Raw genomic sequence first — 19,954 nt, 5'->3', positions numbered from 1 at the left:
CATGCGGCCCGCGCGTCATTGTGATGGCGGCCCGACGTGATCACCCGCCCCAACCCCATGACGGAGGCTCATATGCAATACCTGTTGATGATCTATTCAGAAGAAAGCCGCTGGAGCCAGATGACGGACAGCGAGCGGCAGCAAGGCGTGGCCGCGTATCAGGCATACACCGAATCGTTGAAAAAAGCCGAAGTGCTGGCGGGCGCGAACCGGCTGCAGCACACGAACACGGCCACCACCGTGCGGCTCGTCGACGCCAGACCGCAGGTGCTCGACGGACCTTTTTCCGATTCGAAGGAGCAACTGGCGGGCTACTACCTGATCGATGTGCCCAATCTGGACGCCGCAATCGCATGGGCGTCACGTTGTCCCGGCGCGGCGCATGGCGTCATTGAAGTGCGCCCGGTCTGGACTGCCCCCTACGATGCACCGTCCGCTGCATGAGTCCATCCGGCGGCGGCCGTGACGCGGGCGGCGGCGCGCGTTCGATTGCCGAGGCAGTCGCGCGCCGCAGTTACGGCAAGCTCGTCGCGCTGCGCGATGCGCACGCGCGACGTCGCCGCCGCCGAGGACGCGTTGTCCGACGCGTTTGCGGCCGCGCTTGCCGATTGGCCGGAGCGCGGCTGCCCTGCGAATCCCGAAGCATGGCTGATGACGGTCGCGCGGCGCCGCGCGATCGACGGCGCGCGCCATCGACGTGTGGGCGACGAAGTCGTGAACCAGCTCGCCATCCTCGCCGACGAGATCGACGAGCGTGAAGCAGGCGCGTTGCCCGACCGGCGGCTCGCGCTGCTGTTCGCGTGCACGCACCCGGCGCTGGAGGCCGCGATTCGCACGCCGCTGATGCTGCAGGTGGTGCTGGGGCTCGAGGCGGAGACGATTGCGTCCGCGTTCCTGATGTCGCCCGCGGCGATGAGCAAGCGCCTCGTGCGGGCAAAGAACAAGATTCGCGAAGCGGGCATTCCGTTCAGCGTGCCCGAGCACGAGGAGTTGCCCGGCCGGCTCGCCGCGGTGCTCGAAGCCGTCTATGCGGTGTATGCGGAAGGGTGGACCGACCCGATGGGTGGCGATGCCGGGCGGCGCGATCTCACCGGTGAGGCGCTGTTTCTCGCACAGCTACTCGTCGAACTGTTGCCCGAAGAGCCGGAGACGCTGGGTCTGTTCGCGCTGATGCTCTATGCGCAGGCGCGTTGCGACGCCCGACGCGATGCGGCGGGCGACTACGTCCCGCTATCGGCGCAAGATCCCGCCACATGGAACGCGCCAATGATCGACGCCGCCGACGCGCTGCTGCGGCGCGCGAACGCTCTCAATGCGATCGGACGCTTTCAGCTAGAGGCAGCGCTGCAGTCGGCGCACGTGCATCGCTGCCGCACGCATTGCGCGAACTGGGATGAGATCGTTCAACTTTACGATGCGCTGCTCACGATTGCAGCGTCGCCCGTGGTCGCGGTGAACCGCGCGCTCGCGCTGGCGGAGCGGGACGGGCCCGCGGCGGCGCTGGACGCGCTCGAGCCGTATGCGGACGATCCGCGGCTGGCCGATTACCAGCCGTACTGGGCGGCGCGTGCCGATCTGCTGGCGCGCGCCGGTGCGACGGCGCAAGCGCTTCGCGCATACGATCTCGCGATCGGCCTCGAACGTGATCCAGCCGTGCGCCGGTTCCTGCAGGGCAAGCGCATTGAAGTGTCGTCGGCGAGCCGGTAGCCTCCCAGATTCATCTTGCCAATAGCTTCGAATCGCGCCAGGTTGCGAATGCGCCTTTGAGGAAAGCATTGCCGGCCTTGTCGGCGAGCGCGTCGGCCTGCTGCTCGGTCATCCAGTATTGCTGGCTCGCCGCATCGTACTGGAGGTAGCCAGCAGCGGTGAGGTCGGCCAGCCACTCGCGCACGGAGCGCAATTCTATTCTGCTCGAATTCGCCAGTTCTTCTGCTGACGCAGGCTGGTTGACCAACGCTCTGTAGAGTTCCAATGTATTGCTGGCTGCTATCGTGGGCGCATATATGACAGGGTCATGGCGATGATGAAATACGCTATAGAACCTGGCGAGCTTCCCGGTATGAATCGCCATGATTGCCTCCTTGTCTTGGATAGCTGCAAAGACGGGCTCGACGGAATGGTCGACTGAAGCAGTTGATTCGCAGCCGTCGGATCGCGGACATGAGGAACGGGATGGCGTTAGTGTGTCGCGTTTGACGAAGCAAGAAAAGCTAATTTGCCTGAGCTCAATTAAGGAACGCTAATGTGGTCCGATGTGACTGAAGACCACGCGCTTCGGCTTCGGAGTGGTCGTGATAGAGTCAACCGTCCTTCTCTAACGCGTCGCTCCTATGTCGCCACGCATCGAATCCGAGCCCACGATCGTTCCGGCGCAGACAGCGCTAGTGGTCATGCATTATCAGACTGACATCATGGCGCTATTCCCAACGGTGGCGTCCACTCTGCTCGACAACACGCGCAGGCTGTGTGACGCCGCGCGAGCCAAAAACGTCAGTGTGTACTTCGTCAAGATTCACTTTAGTCCGGGCTATCCGGAAGTCAGTCCGCTGAACAAGAACGGACAGGGAATCAAACAACTTGGTCTGTTCGTCGACGACAAGATCGCGCCCGAACTCGGCCAGAAAGCTTCTGAGCCGCTCATCATCGCGCATCGTGCCAGCGCATTCTTTGGCACTGATCTGCAGACGCGGCTTGCCGCGCAAGGTATCGATACGCTGCTGATGGCGGGCATCGCATCGACGGGTGTCGTGCTGTCGTCGGTGGCTTACGCGAGCGATGCGGACTTCCGCTTGTTCACGGTGAAGGATTGCTGCTACGACCCCGATCAGGTCGTGCACGATCATCTCTTCGCAACCGCGTTCGATTCGCGAACGACGGTACTCTCGCTCGCTGAAGCTCAGGCGCTGCTCGCCTCGCGCGCGGCGACGTCTTCCCAGCCTTCGCCAGGCGGCTATACGCTACCGTCGGCCGCAAATCACGATGGCGGCGCGAGCCCATTGTGAGCCTGTGTGACACGCTGATGAAACGCGTGCCCGTCCGTTGCAGCAGACCCGAATCTTGCCGTAACCTGTCGCAGTCGCGGCTACCGGGGGCTTCGGAATGAGTGATCAGACACTTGATCCGTTCGACGTCGGACGGATGATTCCAGATTTCGTCGCGCCCCCGCTGACGCATCTCGGCCTCGATCGCGCGACGATCGACGCCGCCGACGTCAACACGCGGCAGTGGACCAGTCACGTCGACGGCCCGATCACGCCGGGCTCCGAGGTGCATTTGCGCGAGGTGTGCCGGATGTTTCGCGAGACCTTCAATCCGTATCGCCCGTCGGTGCTCGACTGGCCGACGCTCGAACCCGATACGCTGCACAGGATCGTATCGCTGCCCATCTGGGACATCGCGGTGCAGACGGAAGGCAAGGCGCGACTGCGCATGGCCGCCTATGCCGCGACACTCAGCGAACCCGACATGCGTAGCGCGCTTGCGCTTAACGCGTGGGAAGAGAACCGTCACAAGGAAGTGTTGTCGCGCATGGTCGCGGCATATCGAATTGCTTTAGCGAAAGAGGCGCCTTATGTGCATCCAGCCGATACGGAGTGGGCGTATCTCGTGACGGGTTTTAGCGAATGCATCGACAGCTTCTTTGCGTTCGGTTTGTTCGAGCTTGCGCATCGCTCCCGTCTCTTTCCGCCCGAACTCATCGATACGTTCGAGCCCGTCATGCAGGAAGAATGCCGTCATATCCTGCTGTTCGCCAACTGGCTGGCGTGGCATCGCGCGAGGCTGTCGCGGTGGCGGCGTCTCGTCTTCGAACTGAAAGTCGCCGCCGTGTGGCTGTTTCTAGGCTGGGAGCGCATTGGCCTCGCGCGCTCGTTCGACGCCGATGGGAACGAGCAGACGCAGGACAACAACTTCACGGTCAACGGTGCGCAAGCGGTATCGGGTGCCAAGATCGATGTGCGCGAACTGATGACGCTCTGCCTGCAGGAGAACGATCGGCGCTTCTGCGGTTATGACGCGCGCCTGCTGCGTCCGCAGACGATGCCGAAGCTCGTGCGTGTCGCGCTGCGCTTCATGCGCAAGAAAAAGGGAAGCTGAATGATGACACGCAATACGGGGCGCGCACGCGTGTTCTCCTTCGCGCCGCATGGGAGAGGCTTTCTGCTTGATGGCGTGCCGTTTCAGATTCGCAGCGGCGAACTGCATCCCGTGCGTATTCCTGTCGAGTACTGGCAGCACCGCATTCAGATGGCAAAGGCAATGGGGATGAATACCATTGCGCTGTACGTCATGTGGAATTATCACGAAGCAAGCGAAGGGGTATTCGACTTCCACACGGGCAATCGCGACATCGAGGCATTCATTCGCCTTTGTAACGCGGAGGACATGTGGGTACTGTTCCGGCCAGGTCCCTACGTGTGCGCCGAATGGGATCTCGGCGGCATACCCGCCTGGCTGCTGCGCTACGACGATATTGTGTTGCGCACCGATTCGGCTCATGACGCGCGCTACATGCAGGCTGTCGCGCGCTATATCGACGAACTCGCGCCGCGTGTGCAGCCGTTGATGGCAGAGAACGGCGGCCCCATTCTGATGATCCAGATCGAGAACGAGTTTGGATCATTCGCCAATAACGCTGTCTATCTGGACGAGATCAAACAGCACTGGATTCGCGCGGGCATTGACGGCCCGTTCTATACGGAAGATGGGCTCGCGCAACTCAAGCAAAACCGTTCGAACGTATCGGGCGGCGCGATCGCGTTGAGCAACGGCAACGCGGCCCAGATCGAGGCTGTCCGCCACGCGTTTCCGGATGTGCCCGCGATGGCCGGCGAGGTCTATCCGGGCTGGCTCACACATTGGGGCGACGATGCATTCCAGGGCACCACTGTCGATCTTTCCGTCACGCTCGACGATTTGATGCGCGAAGGCATGTCGTTCAATCTCTATATGATTCATGGCGGAACGAGCTTTGGCTTTTATGCGGGCGCGAATATCGATGCCGAATCAGGCGACTATCAGCCCGACATCACCAGCTACGACTACGCTGCGCCCATCAGCGAGCAAGGCATGCCGACGGCGCGTTACATGCGGTACCGCAGCGTGATCGGCGGATATCTTTCGGTGCCTTTGCCGCGAGTGCCTGCGCCTATCGCCACGATTCCCGCGGATCGGCTGCACCGCCTGATGCCGCAGCGTCATGCATCGCTGTGGGACAACCTTCCCGACGCGCTGCCACTCGCGCAAAGCGTGCGCCCGCGGCCATTCGAAATTTACGGCCAGGCATTCGGCTTCGTGCTGTATCGCAAGCGGCTGGACCGATATCGCGGCGGTCTGCTCGACATGGGCGATGTGCACGACTACGCGACGGTATTCGTCGGCGATCGCTATGCCGGCGCTGTGTCCCGCGCCCGCGTGCCCGAACATCGCGCGTTGCCGTTGAACATCGTGCAGCGCCGGCCGCTTGCGCTGCCCGATGTGTCTGCTGTGCGCGGTGCCGGCACGATGCTGGACATTCTCGTCGAAGGCATGGGACGGGTGAATTACGGTCATGCAATGATCGACCGCAAAGGATTCGTCGATCCCGTGACTTTGCGCGATTCGCAAGGCGCGAGCGAGGTGTTGAACGACTGGGAAGTCGTGCTTCTGCCGATGAACGAGGCGTTTGTCGAGAACCTGCGCCCGGTCTGCTCGAATCCGGATCGGGCGGGGCAGTTCTTCATGGCGGCGCTTTTCGTCGATGTAATTGGCGACGTCTATCTCGACATGAGCGAGTGGACCAAAGGCATTGTCTGGGTCAATGGACACAACCTGGGCCGCTACTGGAACATCGGCCCGCAAATGCGGCTCTATTGCCCGGCTCCGTGGCTGAGGGTAGGAGACAACGCGGTGCTGATCTTCGATCTGCATCAGACAGAACCGAAGCCAGTCCATCTCGCGACAACGCTTTCGTAGCGCGGCCCGATCGTGCTCAAGCCGGCGACAATTCGATGATCAGCACCTGGAACGGCTCCAGCCGGATCGGCTGCGGGCGATCCGCGTCCAGTCTCGTTGGGAATTGCGCCTCGGCATCGACAAAGGGCAAACGTGCGCTGAACCGGCCTTCGATGTGTTCCGGCAGTTCGAGCTGCGCGCGCAAATCGAGCGTGAAGTCGTGTGCCGTGTCATCCGGATTGCGCAGCGTCAGGATCGCGCGAAAGGGTGTCCACGCAGCCCAGCCGTAGATCTCCAGTTCGTCGGGCGCGCCGCCTATCCAGTGAGAATCGCGCAGCACGTCGGCGTTCTCGCGTGCCCAGCGTGCCGATTGCGCGAGCACGTCCCAAGCGTCGGGGCGCAGCAAGGAAGGCGTGAGGTAAAGCTCTTGCAACTGCGTGCCGCTGCCGAAGTACGAACGCACTTCGGCAGCGAACGCATGCGTGGGGTCGCTGTTGAGCCGAGGGTTCTCGCGGGCGTAAATGACGCCGTGGAGCATCAGCGAATTGAGCGGGAACAGCGGGCTTCTACACACGACGTTTCGATAGCTCTGCGCATCGCGATATGTGATCCACTGCTCGCGATCGCTGCCCTTGCCGGCGAATCCGTAGTCGGCGCCGTCGCGCCAGATCGAATCGACGTAGCGCAGCCAGAACGGCGACGCTTGCGTCCCCGTCGAAAGATTGACGAAGACATCGTGCTTTTTGCCGCGCAGTTCACCGATGAGTTCGACGGCCGCGTCCCAGTCGCTGTTGAACCGGCTGCCGGGCACGACCGTGTTCGCATTGCCCGTGCCGTCCAGCTTGAAGTGATTGACGCCGTGTACGTCGAGCAGGTCGAGCGCGACTTCGTGAAAGCGTCGATAGTAGTTCGGCCCCGAAAGCGCAAAGCCATCGCCGACGGTTTCATAGCCGACGGCGCGCCCGCGCGTCACACGTTCCGTGCGCGGCGGACCATAGCCGCCCCACGGCGATAACCACGCGCCCGGCGCGGCGCCGTATTGCGCGGCCGCTTGCTTCAACGGCACGAAACCGTCGGGGAACGCTGCGCTGAAGGACCAGTTGCCGCTGTAATCATCCCAGCCATCGTCGAACAGAAAGGAGTCGAGTTGCACGCCGCGCTTTTCGTGCAGCGCAACTCCGACGGTGTGAATGCGCTCGATGGCCTGTTCCTGCGTGTATGGCGTCAGGAAGCCGATGTCGTACCACGAGTTGTAGTGCAGAAACGGCCGATAGGGACGCGCCCGTTCGCGTTCGAGGTACGCAGCGAAGTCGCGGCGCAACTGGCCTGGACGAAACACGCCGGCAACGGCGGAATAGGCGAGCGTCTTGCCTTTTTCGAGCGGCAGTTCGCGGGTCACGCTCAAGCGGGCAATGCCGTCGCGCGCGTCGCTTTCCGACATCGGCAACTCGAAGCCCACATACAGATTCCCATCGACGATGGGCACCGCCGCGAGCACACCCGCTTTGCGTGCTTCAGGCGCGTGCATTTGCAGCAATGCCACGGACGCGATGTGTTCGTCCTGCAAGCGCGCGGTGATCGACAGTTGCTGGCGAAAATAGCGGGAACCGTCGCGTTGCTCCACGCTCCATTCGACGTGCAGCCGCCGCTCATGATCCGCGAGCAGCGCGATCACGCGCCGGCCGGAATGCCGGTCGGCTTCGCGCAGCGCATTGGAATCCGCGGGCAGCGCTTCTTCGCGCAGCGGCCCCGCCAGCCGCAGTTCGCCGGAGCCGAGCGAGCGGCCGTCAGCCAGTGTTATGACGAATGGTGCGCTTACCGTCAGCGCATGGCCGCGCGCGCGATCGAGGATGGACATGTCGCGCAGCACGCGGTCCGCGACCGTCCAGTTCAGCGCAATGACCGAGTTACCGAACGAATGGCGCTCGCCGTCTACGTGATAAACAGGTGCGCCCGGATCTTCCTGCGTGCCCTGGGTTGCATGCATGAAGCACCTCGCGCGTTACTTCACGGTTTGCAGCACCTCGAATCCCTCGAACTCGGGATGCCCCAGATAGAGCGGGCGCGATTGGTTGCCCGCATTGCGGTGCGCGGCGCGAAACGCTTCCGACTGCGTCCACGCCTCGAACGCCGCGCGATTCGCCCAGATGGTGTGACTCGAATACAGCACGTGATCGTCGCGTTGCGGGCCCTTGAGCAGATGAAACTCGATGAAGCCAGGCACGTCTTTCAGATGCGTGTCCCGCGTCGTCCATACTTCTTCGAACGCAGCTTCCGAACCCAACGTCACCTTGAACCGGTTCATGGCAATGAACATGACTCTCGCTCCTGAATGATTGCGATGCTCTGCAAGCCTGCACATGCTTCGGGAAGTCCACCGACGAAGTATAAGCAGAAGACGGCGAGAGCGCGCGCCGCGATGCCGAAGCTCGCGGCGCGCAAATCGGTTAGCGGCCGCGCGCCCAATGCGCGAATCCCGCGCATGCGACGAGCAGCGAGCCCGTCACGAAGAATACGGAATGCATGCCCAGATGAACGGCGATCTGGCCGCCGAGAATCGGGCCGAGCACTTGTCCGCTGAATTGCGCGGATTGCAGATAGCCGAGCATCGTGCCCGTTCTGCTTTCGTCGACGGCATGCCGCGCGAGCTTCGCGATGGCGGGCAAGAGGCCCGCAAGCGACATGCCCATCAACCCGCGCAAGGCGGCCAGTTGCCACCACTGGTGAACGAACGCTTGCGGAACCATCACGACGCCCGTCACGACGAGGCAACCGATAATCACGTTCCAGCCGCCGATGCGGTCGGCCAGCGCGCCGAGCCGCGCTGCCGTCAGCATGCTGCCGAATGCCGAACACGCCATTACGACACCCGCAATGCGCGCGAGATGATCGGGGGAGACGCCCAGGCTGCCGACATAGACCGTGATGACGGGCTCGATCGACATGTTGGCGAGCAGCACCATCATCGCCGTCACGAGCAGCGCGCCGATCACCGCATAGTGGGTACGTGCTCCGTGCGCGGCGTGAGTCGATGCGGCGGAAGCGCGCTTGCGCTTCGAATCGGCGGCCGGTTGGAAATCTTCCTTGACGACGAAGATGGTCAGCAGCGCGGCCACGGCGATCACCGCACCGCCCGCGAAGAACGTGCCGCGAATGCCGATCAGTCCCGGCAGCAATCCGCCGATCAGCGGGCCGATCAGGTTGCCCGCGAGCGCGCCCGTCGACAGCAGGCCAAGCGCCCAGCCCGCGCGCTCGCGCGGGGCCTGCGTGCCGACCATGACCGTCGACGCCGACGCGTATCCGCCCACCAGACCCGCGATCAGCCGCAGCCCGACCAGTTCGTAGACGTTATGCGCAATGCCGATCAGCGACATCACCACGGCCATGCCGACGGCGGCGCGAATCAGCATCGGCTTGCGTCCGTAGCGGTCGGCGAGCCGTCCCCACAACGGCGCGGTCACGGCCGTGCCAAGAAACGTCGCGCCGAACGCGACGCCCGACCACTGGATCACGTCCGCCTGCGACTCGACGCCGAGCTGCTTCACATACAGCGGCAGAAACGGCAGCAACATGCTGAGACTGACGAGCGTCGTGAAAGAACCGAATACGCAGACCAGCAGATTGCGCATCCAGTATTTCTGGTTGCGCTCCGTGTAGCTGGACGCGGAGACGTTCGGCGCGGCGGACGGGGCGAGCGCGGTAGCAGGCTGATTCATGAAATCGTTTTCCTCGGGGCGGTGGCGGCGTGACGTGCGATCTCTCGCGTGGACTCAGGAACCGACGTTGCTGCCGCCGTCCACATGCAGAATCTCGCCCGTCACGAAGCTCGCCGATTCCAGATACAGCACGGCTTCCGCGATGTCGGCCACTTCGCCGAGATGTCCCAGCGGATGGAAGCGCGCGAGTGCTTCGTGTTTTTCGCGCGGATGCAGCGGCGTCTTGATCACGCCCGGCGCAACGGCGTTGACGCGAATGCCGAGCGGCGCGTATTCGATGGCGAGCGAGCGCGTCACGGCATTCAGGCCGCCTTTGGTGAGCGCGGCCATCGCGGCGGGCAGCCCCGCGCGCGGCCGGTCGACGAGACTCGCCGTGATGTTCACGACATGGCCGCTGCGCGTCTTGCTCATCTGCGTCAGCGCGCGCTGCGTGATGTGAAAGAAACCGTTCACGTTGGTCCCCATCACGGCCTCGTAGTCCTCGCGCGTGTATTGATCGAACGGCTTGGCGACGAAGATGCCCGCGTTGTTGACGAGCGTGTCGATGCGGCCGAAGCGTTCGAGTGCAACGGCGATCGCCTGCTGCGCCGTGTCGGGAACGGCGATATCGCCTTGCACGACGGCGATGTCGGGATCATCGCTGGGACGGATCGTGCGCGACGTCGCCACCACGCGGAAATTCCGCTCGCGGTATGCCTTCACCAGCCCCGCGCCAATGCCCTGCGACGCACCCGTCACGATCGCCACTTTCTGTTCCGCACCCATGTCTGCTCCTTGAACCGGTTGGACCTCGCGGGCCCGTCGATGAATGGAGCAAGTGTAGATTGAGCCGTTCGCAGAGAGAATCCACGCAATGCGGCAGACATTATTCCGGGGCTCGGTTCAATCGCCGTCGGTGATGCGCTGCAACTGCTTGAAATGACGGCGCAGGCGCGGCGCGGCGAAGTCGACGAACGCGCGCACTTTCGGCACGGCAAGGCGGCCGTGCGGCGTCAGCAAATGGACGGGCAGCGGCGCGTGCTCGCTGTCGCGCAGCACGATCTTCAATTGCCCGTCCTTCACCGGCTGCGCGACGTGATACGAGAACATCCGCGTGACGCCGCGCCCTTCGACGGCGGACGCCACAGCCGCATCGATGCTGTTCACCGTCAGGCGCGGCGAGAAATGGACGACCTGCGCGACGGTCGAACCTTCCGCCGGCGGAAAATTCCACGAGTCGAGGCCGAAGTGCGTCATCGAGATGATCTGGTGCCGTTCGAGGTCGGCCGGCTCGCGAATCTGCGGGTGCTTCGCCAGATAGCGCGGCGACGCGGCCACGACGCGCCGCACTTCGCCGACGGGAATCGCAATCAGCGTGGAGTCGGGCAGATGCGCGATACGCAGCGCCACGTCGATGCCCTCGTCGATCAGGCTGACGGGGCGGTCGAGCATGTGCAGACGCACGGAGACGGCCGGAAACTGATCGATGAATTCGTCGAGTATCGGGCGCATCAGATCCTGGCCGGCGGCAACGGGCGCCGTCACGTTCAGGACGCCGCGCGGCGCCGAGCGCTCGCCTGCCACCAGCAGGTCAGCTTCTTCCAGGTCCGTGAGGATGCGCCGGCAGGCAGCGGCGTAACGCTCGCCCGCTTCGCTGAGCCTGATCGTGCGTGTGGTGCGATGCAAAAGCGGCGAGCCGACGTGCGCTTCCAGAAAGGCGATCGCGCGGCTCACCGCGGCGGGCGATCGCCCGAGCCGGCGGCTCGCGCCCGCAAGGCTGCCTTCGTCGAGCGTGGCGACGAAGACTTTCATTGCATCGATGCGATCCATGATGTGTCCGGCGGCGGGTGACGTTGCCGGGCAGTGTACAGCGGCGCGTCCTCGCCGCGCGTCGGCGCTTCACACTTCGCCGCGCGTGGACGCCTCACGCTTCGCCGCGCTCGTCTTCGCCGATCACAAGGCTGGCCGCCGACGCGAACCGGTAGCGCGGCACGTCGAGATTCTGCGGCGCGGGTTGGTCCTTGAACACGCGTCCCGCGAGATCGTACGTCGATCCATGACATGGGCACAGAAAGCCGCCAGGCCAGTTGCCGGGAAGGCTCGTCTGCGCGCCGGGCTGAAAGCGCGGACTCGGCGTGCAACCCAGATGCGTGCAGACGCCCACCACCACGAGCAGATTCGGATGATCGGCGCGCGAGCGGTATTCGTTGTTGCAGTACGGCGGCAACGGCATCGAAAACGGCCGCGCTGTGTGCGGATCGGCGACGAAGGCATCGGCGGCGCGCACGTCGGCGAGCATCGCCGCCGTACGGTTGACGACGAAAACAGGCTTGCCGCGCCATGCCACCGTCAACATGTCGCCCGGTTGCAGGCGGCTGATGTCGACCGTGACCGGCGCGCCCGCAGCGAGTGCGGACGCGGACGGCCTGAGCGATTCGACGAAGGGCGTCACGACCGCGACGCCCGCGATGCCGCCCGCCACGGACGTCGCAATCATCCACCGGCGACGCGTTTCGTCGACGGGCGTACCGGCGTCGGCGTTCACGACTCGCTCCCGTCCGCGTGGGCAGGCCACACGAACATCGAGCGCACGTGTCCCGACGACGACACGTCGACCACGCGCTGTTGCGCCTTGCCCTCGTAGCTCGCGGTGACCTTGTAGCGACCGCCCGGCAGCGAGGCGAGCAAGAACGGGCCGTTCGCGGTCGCCTTCAGAACCGTCGCGCCGTTCATGTCGGTGATGTGGACGGGCACATCGGCCAGATACTCGTTGCCCTGATGCGAAGCGCCCGCGAATTCGAGCACGAGCGGGCACTTGTGCATCACGTCCTTGATGGCGGTGGACTGGTCGCTGCCCACGCCGCCCGACATGTAGGTGACTTCGCCTTGCTGATGCAGCGGCGGAAGGTTCGACGACGCGGCGAACGCGGCGCTCGTCGCCGATTGGGCGAATACCAACGCGATGGCAACCAGGCTTGCCTTGGTGAACCTGTTCATGGTGACCTCCGTTGCGAAAGTAAAAAGCCGTTCATCGCCGATGCGCTGGAACGGACCAGGTTGAAGACGTCCGGCGTCATTCATCGGCGGATGCGCGTGAGTCTGCGTTCGCCGATCCGCGCGCATCGCTGGCGCAGGCTGGCTCGCAGATAAAACCGTCGCGCGCGGGACGTCGCACAAGCGCGCGAATGCATGCGCGCAACGCGGCATCGCACGGGTTTGCAATTCAATGCACTCACGATCGACCTCGAATGACGCGCCATTGCAGACCGACACCCGAACCGTTCGGCCCGTCGCGTGTCGGCGTGATTGCAATGTAGGCACCGCGAGTTAACTGAGACTTAAGCCGTTGAGACTTACGCAGGGCGGCAGTATCTGAATGCGGCGCATACGCTGCCGAGTGGTTCCGTGTCGGCGCGCGTTACGCGGGTGTCGTGTTCGGCTACGCGCATTGGGCATCGGCGGCGCGCGGATATCGGACGCACCGCGCGCCGTGCACGTTCCGCCTGTCCGTGACCGCGGAGTGGTGATCGTTAGTCGGCCATCTCGACCGCGCGCATGCGTCGTTCGAGATCGTGGATATCGACGGCCATTGCGAGGAAGGTGTCGCGGCGGCTGTGCTCGGCGCGCTCCAGCAGACGGTGCAGCAGGTCGAATAAATATGCGAACATGGCGTGCTCCCATTGGCGGGTGGTGCCGCACATTCGTGCATCGACCATGCCATTTCGATGGGAGTCATGTCCCACACGGCTTCACGCCCAGTTTCCATCGTTAGCGGCAGCGGAAGTGTTTGGTGCGCGCCAACTTTCGCGAGGCAACAGTTTGCTTGCTTCACGCTTTCGTTTTGTCGTTGTCCAATTGCCTGGCATTTGCGTTCAGGGGAGCGTGACCTCATGCTGGATTCGACTTTTTGCCGCTGGCCGTTTGCATCGATTGCCGCGTCGCCGACGGTGGCGACTGGTCGTGACGGGCGCGTTGGCGAGTTTTGCCGCCCAGCTGCTGATCGGCGCCGCGATGCTGCACATCTTCGGCAATCGTCGTCGCGTGCGGCTACTGAGCTTGAACGCGCACTGCAACGCTCGACGAACGGAGCATCCAATTGATGCCGCTACGAAGACTGGAAGGCTTCGATGACAGCATGGCTGCGCTTGCGCAGCCATGGAACGCGCCCGCGATCGGCGTGTGTGTCGTGGTGGACGGCGAGCGCGTGCTGACGCGCGGCTACGGCTTGCGCGAGTACGAAAGCAGTGGCCGTTCGCGCCATGGTGAAGTCGCGCCGCTCGATCAGATGACGGGCGCAGGGCGCTTCGTGCATCGCAAGGCCGCGCGAGCGTGATCGAGCGTTGACGGCACCTGCGCGACGACGGCTGATAGCAGTCGATCAGACCGACTGGCGCAGGGTTTTCGCGGCGGCCACCATGTTGGTCAGCGCGGGCAGCACTTCGGCCCACTGGCGCGTCTTCAGGCCGCAATCCGGGTTCACCCACAGACGCTCCGCCGGAATCCGTTCGGCTGCCTTCTTCATCAGCTTCACGATGTGCTCCTGGCTCGGAATGTTCGGCGAGTGAATGTCATACACACCCGGCCCGATTTGATTCGGATAGTTGAAGTTGTCGAACGCGTCGAGCAGTTCCATGTCGGAGCGCGATGTTTCGATTGTGATGACGTCGGCGTCCATATCGGCGATCGACGCGATGATGTCGTTGAACTCCGAATAGCACATGTGCGTGTGAATCTGCGTTTCGTCGCGCACGCCGTTCGCCGCGACGCGGAACGATTCCACCGCCCATTGCAGGTACGCGCTCCATTGCGCGCGGCGCAGGGGCAGACCTTCGCGCAGTGCAGCTTCGTCGATCTGGATCACGCGCACGCCGGCCTGTTCGAGGTCCAGTACCTCGTCGCGGATCGCGAGTGCGAGCTGGTAGCACGATACCGAACGCGGCTGGTCATCGCGCACGAACGACCAGTTCAGGATCGTGACGGGGCCCGTCAACATGCCCTTCATCGGCTTGGTCGTTTGCGACTGTGCGTACTTGATCCACTCGACTGTCATCGCCTTCGGGCGGCTGATGTCGCCGAACAGGATAGGCGGCTTCACGCAGCGCGAGCCGTACGATTGCACCCAGCCGAACTCGCTGAACGCGTAGCCGTCGAGCTGCTCGCCGAAGTACTCGACCATGTCGTTGCGTTCGGCTTCGCCGTGTACGAGCACGTCGAGGCCCAGCGCTTCCTGTTCCTTCACGGCGCGCGTGATTTCCTGCTCCATCGCCGCCTGGTAGCCGGCTTGATCGAGTTCGCCCGCCTTGAACCGGCTGCGCGCGTGGCGGATTTCTCCCGTCTGCGGGAACGAGCCGATCGTGGTCGTCGGGAACGGGGGCAGGTTCAGCATCGCTGACTGCTTCTCTGCGCGCTGTTCATACGTGCTCGCGCGTTTGCCAAGCGATGCGTCGATACGCGCGACAGCCGCCTTGACGACAGGGTTGTGCACGCGCGACGACGTACGACGGCTTTCGATAGCCTTCGCGTTAGCAGTGAGCGCTTCTGCGACCGAGTCATGACCGTTGTTCAATGCACCGGCCAGCACGTTCAATTCGTCGAGTTTTTGCAGCGCGAATGCGAGCCACGATCTGATCTCGGCGTCGAGCTTCTGCTCGCTGTCCAGATCGACGGGCGTGTGCAGCAGCGAGCATGACGGCGCGATCCACAGACGATCGCCGAGCGAACGATGCAGCGGTTCGAGCCACGCCAGCGCTGCCGTCAGATCGGTCTTCCAGATATTGCGACCATTGATCACGCCAACCGACACCACCGACGTCGCGGGCAATTGCGCCACGGCCTTCACGATTTCGTCGCGAGCGTTGATCGCATCGATATGCAGGCCATCGACGGGCAGCTTGCAAGCGAGTTCGAGGTTGTCCTGCAACGGGCCGAAGTAGGTGGCGAGCAGCACCTTCACCCGGCGCTCGGACAGCGCTTCATATGCTGTACGGAACGCTTGACGCCACGCCGCATCGAGTTCGGTCACGAGCACGGGCTCATCGATCTGCACCCATTCGATGCCCTGCGCCGTGAAGTAATCGAGCAGAGCGGCGTAGACGGGCAACAGGCGGGGCAGCAGCGCGAGCTTGTCGGAGTCGTCCTTCGCCTTGCCGAGCCACAGATACGTGACGGGACCCATGATCACGGGCTTGAGCTTCACGCCGAGCGTGCGTGCTTGTGCCAGTTGTTCGAGCAGACGCGACGGGTCGAGCGAGAAGTTCGTGTTCGCGTCGAACTCGGGGACGATGTAGTGATAGTTCGTATCGAACCACTTCGTCATTTCACCGGCGGCGACGCCGCCGCAGCATGCGCTGTGATCGTCTGCGCCTGGCGCTGATCGGCCACGCGCTACACGGAAATAGTTGTCGAGCGCATCGCCATGAAAGCCGCGCACGCGTTCGGGCAGATTGCCGAGCGTGAAGCTCATGTCGAGCACCTGATCGTAGAACGAGAAGTCGCCAACGGGAGCGAAGGTTAGACCCGCCTGGTCTTTCCAGTGACGCTCGCGAAGCTGCGCGCCGACCGACTTCAGTTCGTCGCGCGACGATTCGTTCTTCCAGTATTTCTCCAGTGCGAACTTCAGTTCGCGCTTTGCGCCGATGCGCGGAAAACCCAGGTTATGCGTAGTGACCATGTTCCGTTTGCCGTCCAGAGAATAGTAGCTGGGAGCGATGATAGAATTTTCGCTGCATGAATAAAAATGGATTTATTTCATGCAAACATCAATTCTGTTCATGGAGCGAGTCATGCTGGAGCGCAGTCATCTGATGGTCGTGCGTGAAGTCGAGCGGCAAGGCTCGCTGACGGCGGCCGCTGATACGCTCAATCTCACGCAGTCGGCGCTGAGCCATGCGGTGAAGAAACTGGAGCAACAACTGGGCACGCCCGTCTGGACGCGCGAGGGCCGCTCGATGCGGCTCACGCAGGCAGGCCAGTATCTGCTTGGGCTCGCGAATCGCATGCTGCCGCAGTTCGAACTGGCGGAAGAGCGTATCAAGCAGTATGCGCAGGGCGAGCGCGGCACGTTGCGCATCGGCATGGAGTGCCATCCTTGCTATCAGTGGCTGCTGAAGGTGGTGTCGCCTTATCTCGCGCGCTGGCCTGATGTCGACGTCGACGTGAAGCAGCGTTTTCAGTTCGGTGGCATTGGCGCGTTGATCGGCTATGAAATCGACGTGCTCGTGACGCCCGATCCGCTCAAGAAGCCCGACTTGCGCTTTCAGCCCGTGTTCGACTATGAGCAGGTGCTGGTCGTCGCCGATGAACACGCGCTGGCGAGCGAACCGTACGTCACGCCTGAACAGCTCGCGAAAGAAGTGCTGATCACGTATCCCGTCGAAACCGATCGGCTCGACATTTACACGCAATTCCTGACGCCCGCGAACGTGGTGCCGCGGCGTCACAAGGTGATCGAGACGACCGACATCATGCTGCAGATGGTCGCGAGCGGCCGCGGCGTGGCGGCGCTGCCGCGCTGGCTGGCGGAGGAGTACGCAGACTGGATGCCGCTTACGCCGCTGAAACTGGGGAAGAAGGGCATTGCGAAGCAGATTTTTCTTGGCACGCGCAAGGCCGATGACGAGCTCGACTATCTGGCCGCATTCGTCAAGACGGCGCGCGAGTCGAAGTGGAAGGCGGCGAAACTGCGAGCCTAGTCTGGCGAGACATCGCAGGTTGTCAGGGCAGCTCGACTCAGGTTTTGCGAAATGATCGAGCGTGCCCTTGTGCATATAGCGAGTACACGGATGACGCCGTGTCGGCGCCGTCCGTCACGTTCAGCGCAGTGTCCGGAAGCTCGCGCGAACCTCGTCCGTGAACGTTTGTGGCTGTTCCCATGCCGCAAAGTGTCCACCCTTCGGCAGGCGATTGTAGTGGATCAGTTTCGGATACGCGCTTTCCGTCCAGCTTCGCGGGGCCGCGTAGATTTCGTCCGGAAACACACTGACTGCAACGGGAATCGCGACATGCTTCGGGGCGAAGAAGTTGAGCTTGTTTTCCCAATACAGTCGCGCCGACGATACGGCCGTACCGGTCAGCCAGTAAAGCGTGACGTTGTCGAGCACGTCGTCTCGCGTCAGCCCTTCGGCCTGGCCATTGAAGACGCGTGCAATAAGCGCCTGACTGCTGGCGTCGTGGTCGAGCATCCAAGCGGCGAGACCGATGGGCGAGTCTTCAATCGCATACAGCGTCTGCGGACGATTCGCCATTTCCAGCGCATAACCAAGGCCGTGCTTGTAGAAGTAGTCGAGCTGTTCGTAGGCGCGCTGCTCGTCGCCTGAAAGACCGTTCGGCATTGGCTCGCCGAACTTGAGTGCATTCGCGATGTTGTCGGGGACGGTGGCGGGCATGTTGGTGTGAATGCCCAGCAAGCCGGGCGGCGCGATCAGCGCCATCTGCTCCGTGACAGCGTTGCCCCAATCGCCGCCTTGCGCCACGTAGCGCGTATATCCAAGGCGCTTCATCAGGACGACCCAGGCGCGTGCAATGCGTGCAGGATCCCAGCCGGTCGTTGTCGGCTTGCCCGAGAAACCATAGCCCGGAAGCGACGGAATCACCACGTCGAACGCGTCTGACGCCGTCCCGCCATGAGACGTTGGATTGGTCAGCGGATCGATGATCTTCAGTTGCTCGATGATCGAACCCGGCCAACCGTGCGTGATGATGACGGGCAGAGCGTCCTTGTGCTTCGACCGGACGTGGACGAAATGGATGTCGAGCCCATCGATTTCGGTCACGAACTGCGCCAGCGCGTTCAGCTTCGCTTCGACCTTGCGCCAGTTATAGTCGTTTGCCCAATAACGCGCGAGTGACTGCATCGTTGCAAGTTGCACGCCTTGCGACGCATCCGTGACGGTCTCCCGCTCCGGCCACTTCGTGGCCCGGATGCGCCTGCGCAAATCGACCAGTTGCGATTCCGGCACATGCACACGAAGCGGACGAATGGCCGACTTGTCGCCGCCTGCCGGTGCCGCGACGTCAATGGCGGCCTGATTGGTTTCTGCAAAAACGAGTTGACTCAACGACGCTGCTGCAATGCTCGCCGCTGCGGCTCCAATAAAGCGGCGACGCGACGGGATCGGGCAAGAAATTTCGTTTGACATACAAACTCCAGTGACGCATTTGATGCGATTTAATCGGATGCGATGCAGTGTTGCACGGGCGTTCTATGTTGTCAAGCGGTAGCGATTAAATCGTATCCGATCGATATGAGGGCCGTGAACGGAAAGCGCTGGCATTCACGTCCGACAAAACGCGCGGCAGCGGAGACGTCGTGGGAATCGCGGAAGGTCTTGCAGAAAGGGTTCGTCAAACAGAAGACAGCGCGCCGCGCGCTGTCTTGCCAACGATGAAGCGATCTTATGCGTGACCGCTTTCGCGTGTCCCGATGGCATCGAGTTCGGCCAGCACCGCATTCGTCAGATTCAGCCGGGCCGCCTGCATGTTCTCGCGCAAGTGCGCAAGCGACGACGTGCCGGGAATCAGCAGAATATTCGGCGCACGATGCAGCAGCCAGGCGAGCGCCACTTGCATCGGCGTGGCGTCGAGCCTGCGTGCCACGTCCGACAGCGCAGACGACTGGATCGGCGTAAATCCGCCGAGCGGGAAGAACGGCACGTATGCGATGCCCTTCGCAGCCAGCGCGTCGATCAGCGCATCGTCGTCGCGCTGGACGAGGTTGTAGTGATTCTGCACGCAGACGATCTCCGCGATGCGTTCGGCTTCCTCGATCTGCTTCGCGGTCACATTACTCAGTCCGATGTGCCGCACGAGTCCTTCCTGCTGCATATCCGCGAGCGCCGTGACCTGCTCTTCGATCGACCCTTCTGCGGGACTGTGAATATTGCCCATCACGCGGATGTTCACGATATCGAGCACGTCGAGGCCGAGATTGCGCAGGTTGTCATGCACGCCGCGCCGCAGATCATCCGGCTCGCGCGCGGAAAGCCACGCGCCGTCGTCGCCGCGAATCGCGCCGAGCTTGGTGACGATGGTCAGATCGTCGGGGTACGGATGCAGCGCCTCGCGGATCAGCTGATTGGTGATGTGCGGCCCGTAGAAATCGCTGGTGTCGATGTGATTGACGCCCGATTCGACGGCTTCGCGAAGAATCGCGACGCACGCGGCGCGGTCTTTCGGCGGGCCGAATACGCCGGGGCCCGCCAGCTGCATCGCGCCGTAACCCATGCGGCGAACTTCGCGGCCGGCAAGCAGAAAAGTGTCGTTGAACGTCGGCATTGCGCCCTCCTTGATTAACGATGAACGACAGTGTGGACGGATTGCATTGTTGAATA

At 62.9% G+C, this 19,954-nt stretch carries 17 protein-coding genes and 2 pseudogenes; 7 read left to right on the top strand and 12 right to left on the bottom strand.

What is annotated here, in order from left to right; translation table 11 throughout:
* Positions 1-72: 72 nt before the first annotated feature.
* Positions 73-444, top strand: a complete 372-nt coding sequence (locus H3V53_RS04985) for a YciI family protein (RefSeq protein ID WP_336596991.1) — start codon at positions 73-75, stop codon at positions 442-444.
* Positions 441-1,707, top strand: a pseudogene (locus tag H3V53_RS04980) (RNA polymerase sigma factor). Before H3V53_RS04985 ends, H3V53_RS04980 begins: the two are co-directional and overlap by 4 nt.
* Positions 1,708-1,717: 10 nt before the next feature.
* Here H3V53_RS04980 and H3V53_RS04975 read toward each other — a convergent pair.
* Positions 1,718-2,071: a hypothetical protein gene (locus tag H3V53_RS04975; protein ID WP_336596990.1), complete on the bottom strand. Its 354-nt coding sequence runs from the start codon at positions 2,069-2,071 to the stop codon at positions 1,718-1,720.
* A 259-nt stretch (positions 2,072-2,330) separates the two neighbouring features.
* On the opposite strand from H3V53_RS04975, the pseudogene H3V53_RS04970 reads away from it, so the two are divergent.
* From H3V53_RS04970 to H3V53_RS04960, 3 genes and pseudogenes are all read left to right on the top strand, one after another.
* Positions 2,331-2,912 (top strand): annotated as a pseudogene (locus H3V53_RS04970) (cysteine hydrolase family protein); the annotation flags it as partial.
* Between the two features lie 187 nt (positions 2,913-3,099).
* Entirely contained in the window at positions 3,100-4,095 is a 996-nt protein-coding gene (locus H3V53_RS04965) for a ferritin-like domain-containing protein (RefSeq protein ID WP_336596989.1), read from the top strand.
* The gene (locus H3V53_RS04960) at positions 4,096-5,952 is read left to right on the top strand and encodes a beta-galactosidase (RefSeq protein ID WP_336596988.1); all 1,857 of its coding nucleotides are present in this window, start codon (positions 4,096-4,098) and stop codon (positions 5,950-5,952) included.
* 16 nt (positions 5,953-5,968) lie between these two features.
* Here the strand turns inward: H3V53_RS04960 and H3V53_RS04955 are convergent, their stop codons facing one another.
* The 8 genes from H3V53_RS04955 to H3V53_RS04920 all read right to left on the bottom strand — a co-directional run bounded on the left by H3V53_RS04955 (position 5,969) and on the right by H3V53_RS04920 (position 13,342).
* Positions 5,969-7,918 (bottom strand): alpha-galactosidase, encoded by a 1,950-nt coding sequence (locus tag H3V53_RS04955; RefSeq protein ID WP_336596987.1) that lies wholly within the window; start codon positions 7,916-7,918, stop codon positions 5,969-5,971.
* Between the two features lie 15 nt (positions 7,919-7,933).
* Positions 7,934-8,248 carry a heme-degrading protein HmuQ gene (gene hmuQ / locus H3V53_RS04950; protein ID WP_054923046.1) on the bottom strand — a complete coding sequence of 105 codons (315 nt, stop codon included), beginning with the start codon at positions 8,246-8,248 and terminating at the stop codon, positions 7,934-7,936.
* A gap of 130 nt (positions 8,249-8,378) precedes the next feature.
* The gene (locus tag H3V53_RS04945; protein ID WP_336596986.1) at positions 8,379-9,647 is read right to left on the bottom strand and encodes an MFS transporter; all 1,269 of its coding nucleotides are present in this window, start codon (positions 9,645-9,647) and stop codon (positions 8,379-8,381) included.
* A gap of 54 nt (positions 9,648-9,701) precedes the next feature.
* On the bottom strand, positions 9,702-10,412 hold the full coding sequence (locus tag H3V53_RS04940) for an SDR family NAD(P)-dependent oxidoreductase (protein ID WP_336596985.1): 711 nt from the start codon (positions 10,410-10,412) through the stop codon (positions 9,702-9,704).
* Between the two features lie 117 nt (positions 10,413-10,529).
* On the bottom strand, positions 10,530-11,456 hold the full coding sequence (locus H3V53_RS04935; protein WP_336596984.1) for a LysR family transcriptional regulator: 927 nt from the start codon (positions 11,454-11,456) through the stop codon (positions 10,530-10,532).
* A 94-nt stretch (positions 11,457-11,550) separates the two neighbouring features.
* Positions 11,551-12,171, bottom strand: a complete 621-nt coding sequence (gene petA / locus H3V53_RS04930) for a ubiquinol-cytochrome c reductase iron-sulfur subunit (protein WP_336596983.1) — start codon at positions 12,169-12,171, stop codon at positions 11,551-11,553.
* Positions 12,168-12,623, bottom strand: a complete 456-nt coding sequence (locus H3V53_RS04925; RefSeq protein WP_336596982.1) for a carboxypeptidase-like regulatory domain-containing protein — start codon at positions 12,621-12,623, stop codon at positions 12,168-12,170. Before H3V53_RS04925 ends, petA begins: the two co-directional genes overlap by 4 nt.
* A 533-nt stretch (positions 12,624-13,156) precedes the next feature.
* Positions 13,157-13,342, bottom strand: a complete 186-nt coding sequence (locus H3V53_RS04920) for a DUF3563 family protein (RefSeq protein ID WP_336596981.1) — start codon at positions 13,340-13,342, stop codon at positions 13,157-13,159.
* 383 nt (positions 13,343-13,725) lie between these two features.
* Between H3V53_RS04920 and H3V53_RS04915 the strand changes: the two genes are divergently transcribed.
* Positions 13,726-13,959 carry a hypothetical protein gene (locus H3V53_RS04915; protein ID WP_336596980.1) on the top strand — a complete coding sequence of 78 codons (234 nt, stop codon included), beginning with the start codon at positions 13,726-13,728 and terminating at the stop codon, positions 13,957-13,959.
* 45 nt (positions 13,960-14,004) lie between these two features.
* Here H3V53_RS04915 and metE read toward each other — a convergent pair whose 3' ends face one another.
* Positions 14,005-16,296: a 5-methyltetrahydropteroyltriglutamate--homocysteine S-methyltransferase gene (gene metE, locus H3V53_RS04910; protein ID WP_336596979.1), complete on the bottom strand. Its 2,292-nt coding sequence runs from the start codon at positions 16,294-16,296 to the stop codon at positions 14,005-14,007.
* A gap of 112 nt (positions 16,297-16,408) precedes the next feature.
* Between metE and H3V53_RS04905 the strand changes: the two genes are divergently transcribed.
* Positions 16,409-17,317, top strand: coding sequence for a LysR family transcriptional regulator (locus tag H3V53_RS04905; protein ID WP_336597078.1), 909 nt, complete (start codon positions 16,409-16,411; stop codon positions 17,315-17,317).
* Between the two features lie 120 nt (positions 17,318-17,437).
* On the opposite strand, the gene H3V53_RS04900 is transcribed toward H3V53_RS04905, so the two are convergent.
* Both H3V53_RS04900 and H3V53_RS04895 read right to left on the bottom strand, forming a co-directional pair.
* On the bottom strand, positions 17,438-18,763 hold the full coding sequence (locus tag H3V53_RS04900; protein WP_336596978.1) for an epoxide hydrolase family protein: 1,326 nt from the start codon (positions 18,761-18,763) through the stop codon (positions 17,438-17,440).
* Between the two features lie 256 nt (positions 18,764-19,019).
* The gene (locus H3V53_RS04895) at positions 19,020-19,898 is read right to left on the bottom strand and encodes an aldo/keto reductase family oxidoreductase (protein ID WP_336596977.1); all 879 of its coding nucleotides are present in this window, start codon (positions 19,896-19,898) and stop codon (positions 19,020-19,022) included.
* Positions 19,899-19,954 lie beyond the last annotated feature (56 nt).

The organism is Paraburkholderia bengalensis (assembly GCF_037126505.1).
GTDB lineage: Bacteria > Pseudomonadota > Gammaproteobacteria > Burkholderiales > Burkholderiaceae > Paraburkholderia > Paraburkholderia bengalensis.
Note: the sequence above shows the minus strand (reverse complement) of the source record. Positions and strands in the feature narration are given on the sequence as shown.